At 37.7% G+C, this 13635-nt stretch carries 10 protein-coding genes and 2 pseudogenes; 4 read left to right on the forward strand and 8 right to left on the reverse strand.

Going from position 1 to position 13635, the window contains the following annotated elements:
* The first annotated feature begins 41 nt into the window (after positions 1 to 41).
* Together GQR53_RS04490 and GQR53_RS04495 are read left to right on the forward strand one after the other, a co-directional pair.
* Positions 42 to 1472 carry a restriction endonuclease gene (locus tag GQR53_RS04490; RefSeq protein ID WP_165743006.1) on the forward strand — a complete coding sequence of 477 codons (1431 nt, stop codon included), beginning with the start codon at positions 42 to 44 and terminating at the stop codon, positions 1470 to 1472.
* Between the two features lie 243 nt (positions 1473 to 1715).
* Positions 1716 to 1985, forward strand: coding sequence for a hypothetical protein (locus GQR53_RS04495; RefSeq protein WP_165743007.1), 270 nt, complete (start codon positions 1716 to 1718; stop codon positions 1983 to 1985).
* A 113-nt stretch (positions 1986 to 2098) separates the two neighbouring features.
* On the opposite strand, the pseudogene GQR53_RS04500 reads toward GQR53_RS04495, so the two are convergent.
* A pseudogene (locus GQR53_RS04500) lies at positions 2099 to 2583 on the reverse strand (dual specificity protein phosphatase family protein).
* 88 nt (positions 2584 to 2671) lie between these two features.
* Between GQR53_RS04500 and GQR53_RS04505 the strand changes: the two are divergent.
* On the forward strand, positions 2672 to 4870 hold the full coding sequence (locus tag GQR53_RS04505; protein ID WP_165743008.1) for an exonuclease domain-containing protein: 2199 nt from the start codon (positions 2672 to 2674) through the stop codon (positions 4868 to 4870).
* A gap of 42 nt (positions 4871 to 4912) precedes the next feature.
* On the opposite strand, the gene GQR53_RS04510 is transcribed toward GQR53_RS04505, so the two are convergent.
* From GQR53_RS04510 to dinG, 7 genes and pseudogenes are all read right to left on the reverse strand, one after another.
* A complete protein-coding gene (locus GQR53_RS04510) occupies positions 4913 to 5785 on the reverse strand; it encodes a DMT family transporter (RefSeq protein WP_165743009.1) in 873 nt (290 codons plus the stop codon).
* A gap of 271 nt (positions 5786 to 6056) precedes the next feature.
* On the reverse strand, positions 6057 to 6209 hold the full coding sequence (locus tag GQR53_RS04515; RefSeq protein ID WP_149591893.1) for a YbaM family protein: 153 nt from the start codon (positions 6207 to 6209) through the stop codon (positions 6057 to 6059).
* Positions 6193 to 6474 (reverse strand): late competence development ComFB family protein, encoded by a 282-nt coding sequence (locus tag GQR53_RS04520; protein WP_002958257.1) that lies wholly within the window; start codon positions 6472 to 6474, stop codon positions 6193 to 6195. Before GQR53_RS04520 ends, GQR53_RS04515 begins: the two co-directional genes overlap by 17 nt.
* A gap of 51 nt (positions 6475 to 6525) precedes the next feature.
* Positions 6526 to 7486 (reverse strand): annotated as a pseudogene (locus GQR53_RS04525) (histone deacetylase).
* On the reverse strand, positions 7486 to 8094 hold the full coding sequence (locus tag GQR53_RS04530; RefSeq protein WP_149591895.1) for a primosomal replication protein: 609 nt from the start codon (positions 8092 to 8094) through the stop codon (positions 7486 to 7488). The pseudogene GQR53_RS04525 and the gene GQR53_RS04530 overlap by 1 nt, the downstream one beginning before the upstream one ends.
* A 1-nt stretch (position 8095) precedes the next feature.
* On the reverse strand, positions 8096 to 8872 hold the full coding sequence (locus GQR53_RS04535) for a TSUP family transporter (protein WP_024593658.1): 777 nt from the start codon (positions 8870 to 8872) through the stop codon (positions 8096 to 8098).
* Positions 8872 to 10947: an ATP-dependent DNA helicase DinG gene (gene dinG, locus GQR53_RS04540; RefSeq protein ID WP_165743010.1), complete on the reverse strand. Its 2076-nt coding sequence runs from the start codon at positions 10945 to 10947 to the stop codon at positions 8872 to 8874. The genes GQR53_RS04535 and dinG overlap by 1 nt, the downstream gene beginning before the upstream one ends.
* Positions 10948 to 11141: 194 nt before the next feature.
* Here dinG and GQR53_RS04545 point away from each other — a divergent pair, with 194 nt between their 5' ends.
* Positions 11142 to 13484: a DNA polymerase II gene (locus GQR53_RS04545; protein ID WP_165743011.1), complete on the forward strand. Its 2343-nt coding sequence runs from the start codon at positions 11142 to 11144 to the stop codon at positions 13482 to 13484.
* The last annotated feature ends 151 nt before the right edge of the window (positions 13485 to 13635 follow it).

A 13635-nucleotide genomic window follows, 5' to 3' on the forward strand; every position in this document is an offset into this window, starting at 1 on the left:
GGCTGTTAGGTGAACTTCGTGGTTTTAATGTATGAGGTATTATGATTAAAGGTTTTTTGAAAAAAATAGATGCACTAGGATTTAGTACTGAGGAACTTGAATCTGGCAGTATTAAAATCGGCTTAGATTGTTGTCCATTTTGGCAGGTGATACTTGAAAACCTCGACGAAGATCGCATGTTACCTTACTTTTATATCCGTCAAAGAAGAGTTGAGGAAGTTACGGATCTACATGACATCATACCAACTGTTTTAACCACTATATCCAAATGCAAAGGCCATAGTTCATTTCGCTTTTTAGGTGAGCATAATGAATTTAGTGGAATAGATGATGAATTATATGGGATGTACTGGTTTCCAGCACAACCTCTCAATGAGCGTATAAGAAAAAATAGTCAAGCTGACCTAAAGTGCCTCTACGATATTCTATTCGATTTATACATTTTTCATATGTATCAAGGAGACATACTTGGTGCAAATGATTCTGATCCTGATGATTTTTCAAGTGAATCACCAGAGCTTGATTTATGGATAGAGAGTATAGTCAATGCTGTTGGAGAAGATGAATCATATGTAGCGAATCTACGGAAGAACCCTAATTGGTTTTATTTCAGAAGCTTTTCTGCAGGGTTTTCTATATTTAGAAGCTCTCATATAGCTCGAACACTAAATGGTTTTGTCTTAAAAAATGAAGGGGGTATTAAAAGTATTGAAGGTGTGGAATCATCAATCGAGATCCATAACGATATTCAAAACTCAATATCACGAAAAGAAAAAGCCTTTGCTAAAGCAATTTTAGAATCCATAGGAGATTGCTCAGAATTCAGGGTTATTCCGCAGGAGAATCAACTAGTATTTATTTCAGATTCGCATGTACTTATGAAGTACACAAATAGTGGTATGGAGTCCGTCAATTCAGAGAAAGAATTGATTAGAGCTCGACAGCAGCATGAAATAGAACTTCTCTTTGGTAGTCAAAAGTTTGTGTGGAATATTTCAGACAGGAGTAAAAGTGCTGAATTTGAAGATTTAGTTCTTGAGCTGCTAAACAGAGAAGCATGGATCTTTTCTGTCAAAAAGGTTGCACCGACGAATCAAGGTGATAATGGTAGAGATTTAATCTGTGAATACAATATGCTTCACAACGAGCATCAAATTTCCAAAGACGAAAATTCAATAAAAATTGGGAAAATGATTGTTCAATGCAAAACAAATTTAAGTACTTCGAAGAAATCATCTGTCGGAAAGGCTGATGTTGATGTTGCAGATACTATTTTTGACTATAGGCCTGAAGGATATATGCTTGTTGTTAATACTCAAATTACAAGAGACCTTACCGAGATGCTAGAGCGACAAAAGGACCGTAAAGAGCAAAACTCTATTGTTTGGTGGAACTCCTTTGATGTGGAAGAGCGCCTACGGAAAAATCCAGATATTTTATCTAGATATAAAAATTTGGTCAGTTATGCATAATTCACCATACAAGTAGTTTAAACGGAATAGAAACAGGCGATTATAGCCAAGCATTTTTATCCGCTTAACTGGCGTGAGGCCGAGGAACTACTCTTTTTAAGAAAAACAGTCTGTTGTATTAGTTGCAAATAATGCATTATCTAACGCTTTGAAATGTTTGGAGTTAATTGAAGGGACTCATTATTTAATTGAATTTGGCTGTTGGAGTTATTCTGCAGCCTTGTTATGTTTAGGCGGCCATACGTGAGAATAATTGATGAAAAACCTTGGAGTTGGACTCTATATGAGCATGATAATGAGTATTTCTTATCTGTGATGTGTGGTTCTGTCGGGTTATATAGTCGAGATATCATTTTAAGCGTTGATGAAACTGAGGGTTATCTAACCCGAGGAATTGACGAGATAATTGAAATGGCAAAGATAATTTCTTTTAGTCCTCAAAAGTTTAAATCCAGGCATATTGTTGGTTTTCATGAAAAACTCGCTGCTATAGTTGCAGATGAAAAATTTTGAAACTATTTTAAAAATACAATCTAACAAGTTGTTCGCTTATCAACGCTAATCCATAACTAACATTAAATATTTTTAGCACTAATCATAGTGCTAAATCTTCCCCAGTCTTTGTCTTACACCTCAAAGTACTCTTTTTGCAATTCTATATTAAGCGCTTTAGGGCGAATGCCTTGTACTAGGCTGTATACTTCTTCTTTTGTGTAACCTGCCGAATTTAAAATAAGCGCAGCGACCAAACCTGTACGTCCTGTGCCGCCTTTACAATGTATGGCAATGGTTTGTTTGTGTTGTATGGCCTGTAATATGTCGGTTTTGTGGGTGTTCCAGCTTGATGTAAAAGGTTGTTTGGGTGCTTCGTCGTCATTTATTGGTAAATGAAACCAGGTTATATCGTGCTTATTGCACTCAGTATTAATTGTTTGTACGTTGTTTTTTCAAGCTCCTTTTGAGGCATAAGTGAAAGCAGCATGTGAGTGCCAGCCGCTTTTAATGTTGCGATTGAATCCGCTAAGTTTTGTGTTTTTGTGCCAGGGCAAGGCGTAAAAATAATATTTGCGCCGTTATTGAGTGATAAAATATCGTACGGGTGCGCGCTCATGGTAAGTCCTTTATTTTTAATGAATTTGCTTTATAAGCTCACTATAGCGTGTTTTAGTTACAAGTTTAAGATTGAATAATAAGCACAAATGCTAGATACTGTTTTTATATACAGTTGTGGCGATATTATGAAAAAAGAATTACCAGCAAAATACTATTTAGCGCATTTTAGAGAGCTTATTGAGTTTGTAACAAGTAAATGTATGCATTTACTTGAGCCCAAACACCGCGAATTTATTAGTAAAATTAATCAGCTAGATGAGCAAAGCCAATGCATGTTGGCGCGTGTGTACTCGCGAAAGCCTTATTTAGTGCAGGCGCAATCGCTTAATTATGAAGAAATAACCTCGCCGCATCAGGCTATTTATACGCTAAAAAAAGCGGGTATTTTATTTGAGCCAAACGAGCAGCATTACCAGCAGCTTTTAGCGCACTTAACTAAACCTTCTTTGGTTGAGTTGCTAAGTAATTACAGTGAGCAAATAAGCTTTAAAAAGAGCGCCGCTAAAGGCGCGCTGGTGGATGTTGCGCGTGAGTTTTTTAAAGCATGCCCACAAGAGCTTGCGCCACTTTATAGCCAGTATGTAATTAACAACCGCAGTGATTACTACGAGTATTTTGAGTTTTTATTTGCAGGCAAACTAAGCAGTGGTGATGTGAATCATCAAAACCGTTTTGTAATGCGAGACTTAGGCTTAACCGCTACGCGCGAAGGACACAGCGAGAGCTTGTCGCGTTTTGAAACACTTGACGAAGCGCAATCAAACTATTTATTAAACCGTTACCGGTTAGCATTTAAAAATATTACAGATGAGAGCGATTACGTCGCTTTAGCGTCGCAGGTTTTAGAGCAAGCTGCACATGGTGCAATAGCCGTTGTATTAAAAAACAAACTATTAGTTAGGCTTTATAGGCAGCTAAAAACAGTTGATAGCGAACTTGCTTTTAGTTTACTTGAAGGGTGCGCGGATGATAGCGAAGCACAAGAAATTCAAATAAGAGAGCAATACAGGCTTGGCAATAAAGAGTGGGTAAAAGCACGATTAGAAGCCATTATCGAAAATCCACTTACTGATGATTTACTTTATTTTGCTGACGATTTTTTAATGCGTAAGTTTAATAAAAAAACACGTTCGCGTTTAAGTGCCATGCTTGCCGACACCCAATGCGTGCTAAAAATAGATGAACTGTACCGAGGTGAAGTAGAGCAGGGCGTAAACGATTATTATACTCGCCAAGGTATGCAGGTATTTAATACCGAAAACACGCTTTGGCAAAGTTTGTTTGGTTTAGTATTTTGGCATGAGTTATTTGTGGAGTCACCTTATCCGCCATGCAATGAGTTTGATATTTATCCGCAAGTATTAAGGCTTGGTAATTTTTATGAAGCGCAGCAAACACAGATAAACGAGCGCTTAGCTCAGTGCCAAACGTCGCAAGCATTACTTAATTTAGTATGCAAACATGCAGCGCAATACTTTGAGCAACCTAACGGTTTGTTTAGGTGGCGCAGCAATTTATTAGAGCCACTAGAGGCGCTTATTTTAAACAGCCCTATTAAGGCGCTAATTGCGCACTTAACAGCCATGAGCAAACATTATTTACAGCTAAAAGACGGCTACCCCGACTTAATGGTAATTAATAATGGCCAAGTACATTTTGAAGAAGTAAAAGCGCCGGGAGACAAACTTAGGCGCAACCAACTTACCACTATTGATAATTTAAAAAATGTGGGCTTTACAGTACACATTGCTGCGGTTAAATGGTTTGTAGATCCTAACCGTATTTACAGTGTGGTCGATATAGAAACCACAGGCGGCTTAAAAGGCGGTAACCGAATTACCGAAATTGGCATCGTTAAAGTGCAGCACGGTAAAGTAATAGATACTTGGACGACTCTTATTAATCCGCAGCGCCATATACCTGGATTTATAACGTCACTAACTGGTATAAGCGATAGCATGGTTTACAACGCGCCTGTATTTGCCGATATAGCACAGCCACTATTAGATAAACTCGCAGGCAGTATTTTTGTAGCCCATAACGTGAACTTTGACTACGGCTTTATTAAAAAAGAGTGTGAGGTTGCAGGGCACTTTTTTAAAATGCCAAAAATGTGCACCGTGGTTGAATCGCGCAAAGCGTTTAAAGGCTTAAAGTCGTATTCGCTGGGGAATCTCTCATCGCATTTTAATTTAAATTTAACCAGCCATCACCGCGCATTGGCTGATGCAACCGCCACTGCAGAGCTGTTATTACTTATTCAGCAATCGCAAATTAGTGAATAAGCAGTAAATCTTAACGTAAGAAGTAGTATAAATTAAAAGCACTTAGCTTGTTTTAGCTAAGTGCTTTTTTCGTGGTAAGAAGCCAGTAACCAGCATAGTGCCTACAATTACAAATAATGCGCCTAGTAACGTATTTGGCCCTATTTTCTCATCTAAAAATAAATGCCCCCAAAAAATGCCAAATAGCGGAATTAAAAACGTGACTGTTAACGCCGAGGTAGGGCCTATATCGTCGATTAATTTAAAAAATAAAATATAAGCAAGTGCGGTACACACTACTCCTAATACGAGTACACCTAGCATAACGTTGGTGCTTGGTATTTCTCGTATTGGCATAAATAAGATAAGAGGTAATACCATAAAGGTTGAAGCCCACATTGAGCCATGGGCGTTATCAAATGGGGCCAGTTTAGGAGCGTTTTTAGTGTAATGCGATGCAATGGCATAGCAAAGTGATGCACTTAATGCCGCTACTATGGCCAAAATTGATTGGCTATTTAATACAAAATGATTTTGCCCAACAAGTATTGCAACACCTATCAAACCCAGCACCATACTTTTTGTGGGCTTTGTTTTAGTCCATAAAATTCCAACTACAACACCCCATATTGGTGTTGTAGAATTTAAAATTGAGAGTGTGGATGCGCTGATAGTTTGAGCTGCGTAAGCAAAAAATAAAAACGGCAGAGCTGAATTAAACGCGCCTATAATAAAAAAGTGTTTTTTGTGTTCAGTAAAGGCTAAGTGGCGTTTTAAGTACAGCGCCACAATAAAGAGGGTGAGTGCGGCAAAGCCTACTCTAAACTCAATTAATACCGCAGGCCCTAAACTATTGGCGGCCATTCGCATAAATAAAAAAGAAGCGCCCCAAATAGCGGCCAGAAAAAATAATCGCAGTAAGCTTGCTAAGGTCATGATAGTATTTTAATTATGCGGATTGGATTTTAGAATAACAGGGTTTATAAAAAGTGTAAGCCATATTCGGAACCGGCATATAAAAATAATAAATTAACGATAAGAATGAAAAAATTCTCAGTAGCTGCAGGTTCATTAAAGCAACAGTAGCAATTTGATTAAATAGTTCCTTTATTAAACTGCATCGGGTTTAAAAGCACAAAATGTAAGTTGATTGTGAGAAATGCGAAGGGACTGTAACAACTTATCTAATTGAGTTGGTTGAATAAAACTAACTTTCGGTTTGCTTCTTTTCAAAGTCGCTTTTAACTATTTCAAGTGCTTTTAGTACTTCTTCTGGAGCAACATCGTGTTGCTCTAGTATCATAATTAAATCTACTGCAAGTTTAATATGTGTAGGGGCTTGATCAAGTGGACTTGTCATTTAACTCTTTCTTTTTTGATATTTGGCTAATGGCAACGTTTATTGCGGTTTGTACACGTTGTTCCATATGTATACGTTCTGATTGCGGTAAATAAAACGCCATATCTACATCGTAGCGAATATATCGTGGCGGGAGCTGATTTAGTACCGTACAACAAAAGTCAGCCATTACATCTTCATCATATTTTTCATCAAGTTTAAGTTTGATAACTTCCTCGACTACAATCTTTTCGTAATAGTTGTGTATGTCTTCGTGTAATCGCATATTCCCACCGCTTTAAAATAATCCGTTTAACTGAGTCTATACTATGGCTTGCTATAAATCGATAGCGGCTTTAAATAGTTGTTTATGAACATTAATTAGTGAGCTCAAATTACGCTGATAACCTCCGCCTAGGCCGAACATTAGTGCGATTTGGTGTTGCTTACAAAAGTTGAGAGTAAAAAAGTCGCGTTTATATACGCCATTGAGCGATACATCAAACAAGCCTAACTCGTCTTTTGTGTAAATATCAGCACCTACATTATACAAAATAATATCGGGGTTATGAATGCGCACGCAAAAATCGAGTGCTTGCTCTAATGTAGCGAGGTACTCAGTGTCGGTTGTTTTAGCGGGCAATGCAAAATCGTAAGTAGACTCTTGCTTATTGCGAGGAAAATTTTGTTCACAATGAATTGAGCAGGTAATAATTTGGTCATGATTTTGAGTGATTTGTGCTGTGCCATCGCCTTGGTGTACGTCGCAATCAAAAATTAAAACAGTGTCGGCTTGCTCTGTATTTATTAAATGTGCTGCTGCAATAGCTAGATCGTTAAAAATACAAAAACCGCTGCCATAATTACTGTATTTATTAAATGTGCTGCTGCAATAGCTAGATCGTTAAAAATACAAAAACCGCTGCCATAATTACTGTATGCATGATGATAGCCACCACTTAAATTAGCCGAAAAACCATGTTTTAGCGCGTGTTCACTACTTTGGATGCTTGCCCCAACTGATAGTAATGTGCGCTCTACCAATTCATTTGAATAAGGAAAGCCCATTTTTTTATGGCTTTATTGCTAAGCGTGCCGTTTAAAAAGTTATTTATATAAGTTTGATTATGGCATAGCGAAAGCTGAGCAGGCGTTGCTTTTATAGGTGAAGTGAAATTATTGGGCGTTAAGCCTAAGCCTTCAATTTCTGCTTTAAGCTTTTGATATTTTTGTATTGGAAAACGATGGCGCTCAGGAAGCGTTAAAGCAGAATATAGCGGGTGGTAAAAAAGTTGCATCAGCGTAACTGTTGTTTTTCGACTTGTTGAATTTTATCTTCGGTGGCAGAAATTGCTTTTCTGCAGCGGCCTAATCGAGCGTGTGTGCTTAATATTTCAAGGTTAAGCTTTTGTGCTTTAGCAGGCGACGCTTTATCCATTTGCATTTTTCGCTCTTCAATCATAAGTACTAAACGGCGTTCAAACTCATGGTTTTGTTTTAATTCGTCGTAAAGCTCATGGGATGATTGCATTACTTTTTGCACAGCTTGCTTATAAACTGTTTGCTTAGGGCGTGGTTTATAATGGCTTTTGTTTTCTTTAACCCAAATAGGCGTTGATTTAATAACATTGAATACAGCTTGTATTTGAGCTGCAATACGTTCAAGCGCGTAGGTATAAGCATGGCGATGCTCGCTTGGCGGTAACCTCGAAACTTCATCTTCTATTTCTATCACGTAATCGACTAGGTTCATGCTTTTGGTACTAAAAACTGCGCGGTCAAACAAGCTAGGTTGTGCTTGCATGTAACGATTTTTAGAAAAAAGTTTAGCTTTATCAAATTGCTCAGCTTGTTGTTTTAGCGTTGCAACTTGTTGACGTAGTTTATCTAAAGCCATTGAATGCATATTAAAAGTAAGCCTCGTAAATTAGTTTTAATGCTAAAAGTATAACCATAGTATTAAATACTGGGCGAATAAATTTGCTACCAAAACGTATTGCTGAATGCGCCCCAAACCATGCGCCTAGCATAATAAAAAAGCCCATTGTTATGCCAAGTAAAAAGTTTACATGGCCGAGTGCAACAAAGGTAATTAAAGATATAAAGTTAGACACAAAGTTCATTGAACGCGCTAAACCACAGTTGAGTAGCAGGTTCATTTTGTAAAGCATGCCATTAGAAGCAGTCCAAAAAGTACCCGTACCTGGGCCTGCTAAACCATCAAAAAAGCCTAATGCTAAACCCTGTAGCCATTGTTTTATTTTCATCGCTTTGTTGAGTTTAGGCAGTTCATCGCCTTCTGTGGTACTTAAATTACCAAATAAGCTATAGGCGGCAACTAAAATAATAATAATGGGTAGTAGTTTGTTTAAAAAATCGATACTTAAATGATCAACAATAACAGTACCTATCAATGCACCTATTGCAGTAGCTATGATGGAGGCTGCCCAAAATTTCGGGCTAAATAAATTCTTTTTATAGTACGTATAACTAGCTGTTAAGGAGCCAAAACTAGCCGCGAGTTTATTGGTGCCTAATGTTAAATGTGGAGGTAAGCCTGCAGTTAATAAAGCGGGCACAGTTAACATGCCACCGCCACCGGCGATAGCGTCTATAAAACCAGCGGCAAGTGCAACAGCACATAAAACAGCCCAGGTTGTTGGATCGAGTGCGAGTTCAAACATTAATAATCTATTTGTCTTTTAAAAGGTGGTAGGGTGTCGAGCATGGCTTTACCGTATCGCTTAGTAACTAAGCGTCTATCGAGAATAGTAATACAGCCTTCATCACTCTCTTTTCGCAGCAGTCTACCACAGCTTTGCACCAATTTCTTTGCGGCGTCTGGTACGGTAATCGTTAAAAACGGGTTGCCACCTTTGCTTTGTACAAACTCTGCTTGCGCTTCTTCTATTGGCGAAGTAGGTACCGCAAACGGAATTTTAGTAATTATTAGGTTCTCTAAATATTTACCAGGTAAATCAAGACCTTCCGAAAGGCTCTGGGTTCCAAATAAAATACTGCCTTTGCCTTCGTCTACATTTTTAGTGTGTAATTTAAGCAACGCTTCTCGCGACATCTCACCTTGTACTAATAAGTTAAAACCTTTTGTTCTAAGAAACTTTGTTACGTGGCCCATTTGCCAGTAAGAAGCGAATAGTACAAGGTTCGCTTTTTTATCATTTAGGTACTCTGGTAAAGTTTTAGCTAGGTGCTCACTAAAGTCTTTATCGGTAGGTTCTACTTTAGATACCGGAATACGTAAAGTGGCTTGTTTTGGGTAATCAAAAGGAGAAGGTACTTTAATAAATTTAACGCCTTCTTCTTTAGCAAGTCCTGTTTCGTAAGCAAAGTGATCAAACGAGCCCAGTGCACTTAATGTCGCAGAGCACAAAACAGCGCCCGCGCATTCTCGCCACAATTTATCTTTTAGGTAATAACCGACCTCGATAGGGCAGTCGCTTAATAAGTGGTCGTGATGGCTTTTATATTCAAGACGTTTTATCCACCGTGCATGGGGAGCACCTTCGCCTTTTTTTGCGTAACTAAACCATAGTTTGTTTAGTTGCTCTAAGCGGTTTATGTATTGACCGCTTTCGCCTAGTATTGGGTCGGCAACGTAAGGTTTTATGTCGCCGTCGCTTACATCTTGGGTAAGGGTGTCGTGCATTTTGTTCAAACAGCGCAGCGCATCTTGCGTGGCTTCGCTTATGTCTTTCGCTTTACTGTGCAATGATTCTGGGATTTCACCGTGCTCAAAACGATAAGTATCGTCTTTTGAGTATTCAAAGTCGGCATTATCAAGAATATCGCGAACTACTTTTAAATCTTTATTCGCATCGTTAATACTGTCGCAAAGTTTAAAGTTTTGACCAATGGCTCTTTGCCCCACTAAAACCTTCGCCATTTTCCCGCTAAACTTGGTGAGCTTATCAAGCCATTCTATTGTGCCTTTAATCGTTGCTGCGGCCGATGAGAAATCGCGTGTTATATGTGCTAAATGATGCGCTTCATCAATTACATAAATGGTGTTGTCGGGCTCTGGTAAAATTTTACCACCGCCTAAGTCTAAATCGGCAAGTAGTAATGAGTGATTAATTACTAGTACGTCCATTTGCATTAATTGATTACGAGCAAGCTGAAACGGACACGTTTGATGCGCCTTCATTTGGCGCTGGCATGAATGTTTATCGCAGGCTATTAAGTTCCACACTCTATCGGGTACAGTATCGGCCCAGCTGTCTCTATCGCCTTGCCATTTTTTATTAACATAGGCGTTATATAGATCATTCAAACACTTGGTTTCCATTGTGCTCAGTGGTGAAGTAAGCGTTGGCATAAAGTCCATTTGTGTTTGGCTATCGCCGTTTACAGCATTATGTAATTTGTGGGCACAAATATAACGATGGCGACCTTTTACCAAATCAAATTTAAAGTCGAGGCCTGAATGCTTTTTAAAAAATGGCAGTTCTTTTGCTATTAATTGTTCTTGCAGTGCAACAGTTGCGGTAGAAATAACTAGCTTCTTTTTTTGCGCTAAGGCAAGCGGTAATGCGCCTAAACAATAGGCAAGAGACTTTCCTGTACCGGTGCCAGCTTCAATTACGCAAATACGCTGCTTTTTATGGTATTCGCCAGCAAGCGTTTTTGCTATTTCGGCTACAAGGTAGTTTTGACTGCTACGAGGGCGATAATCGTTTAGGTTGCTAGCCACATGCTGGTGTACTTGCCTAATTGTTTTTTTTAGTGAGCTCGATAGCATGTGATGATTTACCTAAAGTATGTATATAATTACAGTGCTATGGATTTTAGAGTTATAAGAGTGTAACTACAAGAAGTGATGAGATTAATTTAGCAAAATAAAGTCTCTGAGTGTTTATTTTGGTTGAATGTATAGCTTTAAAGCATTTTGAATTAAGTAAGAACTTACATATATATGTATAAGGTTTAGTAATAGTGTACCTAACAGCCGGTTTTATTGTTTCCTCACATGCTTATGATACTGCAAACGGCATATGTTACGAAGCGTGGTTTTGTAGTGATAAAGGACCTATAAAAACGGTGTCGGCTAACGAAAATGCACTGTTTTTTATCAAAAGCAAAGATGCTGAAATAGCGAATGAAATATTAGCAGCTGAGTCACTTATTTTTAATATTAAAAGTCTTGAGTTAAAAAGCTTTCAGCAAGAAGATATGTCGGCCTGTTACTTCAAGTCACTTAAACACTTTTATTGTGCTACTAAAGCTTTAAAGCAGCGTGGAGTTGTATTATTTGAAGAAGATATTCGACCAATAGAGCGCTACCTAATGGAGCGTTTTATAAAAGGAGGTGCTTGGATAACGGGTAATGTATTTAAGCAAGATGGCTATACATTAATAACCAACGCTAAATTAAAAGCGAATGATGAGTATTCCCCAGCTCTTAATAAACTCTCGTTGGACATTGAATGTAACGAAAGTGGCGTCTTGTTTTCTGTTGGACTTGTGGGCTGTAATTTAGACTGTGTTTTAATGATTGGCGAGCCAGATAGAGAAGCTGCAAACCTAGAGTTTGATATTATTTGGTGTGTAGATGAGGCTGAGCTGTTAAGGGGGGTAGAGCATTTTATTAAGCTTAGCGATCCTGATGTCATAATTGGCTGGAATGTAATTGAGTTCGATTTTTCGGTTATTCATGAAAGAGCTGAAGCACTTGGGGTTAAGTTATTACTGGGTAGGGGAGAACAACCTTTATATGTTCGAAAAGGACACTTTACTCGAGTATCGATTTCCGGGCGATGTGTGGTTGATGGAATAGACACATTAAAAAACGGTACATATAGTTTTGAGAGTTTTTCTCTAGCTAATGTTTCAAATCAAGTGTTGGGTGAGTCTAAATTAATCGACACGGCTAATAGTTTGCAGGAAATTATTAGGCAATTTAACGAAGATAAACTTTCTTTAGCAAAATATAATCGACAAGATTGTATTTTGGTAAATAAAATTTTTGATAAATTAAAGCTACTCGATTTTTCTATTATAAGAACAAAGCTTACGGGGTTAGAGCTTGAAAAAAAGGGCGGCTCTGTCGCTGCTTTTATTAATATGTATTTACCATTACTGCATCGCAGTGGCTATGTTGCCCCAAATATGGGCGATCATGGACATACATTTGAAAGCCCAGGCGGTTATGTCATGGAGTCTATTCCTGGGCTTTATAAAAATGTCATTGTTTTAGATTTTAAAAGCTTGTACCCCAGTATTATGCAAACTTTTTACATTGATCCACTTGGATTAATAGAAGGTCTGCAAAATCCTGAACATAGTGTGCAGGGGTTTAATGAAGCCGTATTCTCGCGAGAGAAGCATCACCTCCCTCTACTTATTAAAAGCCTGGCATCTCAAAGGCAGCTTGCCAAAGATAATCAAGATCAAATGCTTTCTCAAGCAATTAAAATAATAATGAATAGCTTATATGGTGTTTTAGGCTCAAAAGGGTGCAGGTTTTACGATCCTAGGTTATCGAGCTCTATTACGTTAAGAGGGCACGAAATAATGCTACAAACTAAAAAGTGGATAGAAGATCTTGGTTATAGCGTTATTTATGGTGATACCGATTCTACATTTATTAAGTTGGATGATGAGCTAACACCAGATGAGTGTAATGAAATTGGTGTGTTTTTAGCTAAAAAGATAACTATAGATTGGATTAACGAGATTAAACAAACGCACAACTTAACAAGTCATTTAGAAATAGAATTTGAATCTCTTTATAGCCCTTTCTTTTTACCAACAATAAGAGGGAAGTTAGTTGGCTCTAAAAAGCGCTACGTAGGTAAATTAATTAAACCAAACGAATCAAAACTAGTATTTAAAGGGCTAGAAACAGTAAGAAGTGATTGGACTATACTTGCTCAGCGGTTTCAATATGACTTATTTACAAACCTTTTTGATGGAAATTTAAATATAAATGACCTTGTAAAAGACTATACAACAAAGTTATTTAAAGGTGAGTTTGATGATTTACTCATATTTAAAAAGAGATTAGGTCAAAACTTAATCGATTATAAAAAGAATATCCCTCCTCATATTCAGGCAGTTAAGAAACATCAGAAAAAAAATAGCGAATTTACAGTTAATAGAGGCGAATTTGTTACATTCGTTTACACAATAGGCGGAGTTGAGCTGTATCAAGGCCTTCATGGCTATGACTATGCAATTTATTTAGAAAAACAGATTGTACCGCTTTTGGATATGGTAGAGCCGTTAATCAATCAAAATGTAAATAATCCGAAGAAGAATCAGTTTTTATTATTCTAATTAGTATCACAATTAGATGACTTTGATTAAACAATCCACTTTTATGCTTGTAAATCGTACGATACCCCCTATTTCACTAAAAATATCATAAAAAACCTCTTTGCGGTTAATGTTTGATTAACAAAGGTTGGCTTTTTAGTTTTTTTTGTTT

Origin of the sequence: Pseudoalteromonas sp. Z9A6 (genome assembly GCF_011378805.1) — a bacterium.
Lineage (GTDB): Bacteria > Pseudomonadota > Gammaproteobacteria > Enterobacterales > Alteromonadaceae > Pseudoalteromonas > Pseudoalteromonas distincta.

Excerpts from the sequence above, each read along its gene's own strand:
- GQR53_RS04520 (WP_002958257.1), bottom strand. The coding sequence starts at position 6,474 with ATGCGATTACACGAAGACATACACAACTATTACGAAAAGATTGTAGTC.
- GQR53_RS04530 (WP_149591895.1), bottom strand. The coding sequence starts at position 8,094 with ATGCATTCAATGGCTTTAGATAAACTACGTCAACAAGTTGCAACGCTA.
- GQR53_RS04505 (WP_165743008.1), top strand. The coding sequence starts at position 2,672 with ATGCTAGATACTGTTTTTATATACAGTTGTGGCGATATTATGAAAAAA.
- dinG (WP_165743010.1), bottom strand. The coding sequence starts at position 10,947 with ATGCTATCGAGCTCACTAAAAAAAACAATTAGGCAAGTACACCAGCAT.
- GQR53_RS04535 (WP_024593658.1), bottom strand. The coding sequence starts at position 8,872 with ATGTTTGAACTCGCACTCGATCCAACAACCTGGGCTGTTTTATGTGCT.
- GQR53_RS04515 (WP_149591893.1), bottom strand. The coding sequence starts at position 6,209 with ATGACAAGTCCACTTGATCAAGCCCCTACACATATTAAACTTGCAGTA.
- GQR53_RS04490 (WP_165743006.1), top strand. The coding sequence starts at position 42 with ATGATTAAAGGTTTTTTGAAAAAAATAGATGCACTAGGATTTAGTACT.
- GQR53_RS04510 (WP_165743009.1), bottom strand. The coding sequence starts at position 5,785 with ATGACCTTAGCAAGCTTACTGCGATTATTTTTTCTGGCCGCTATTTGG.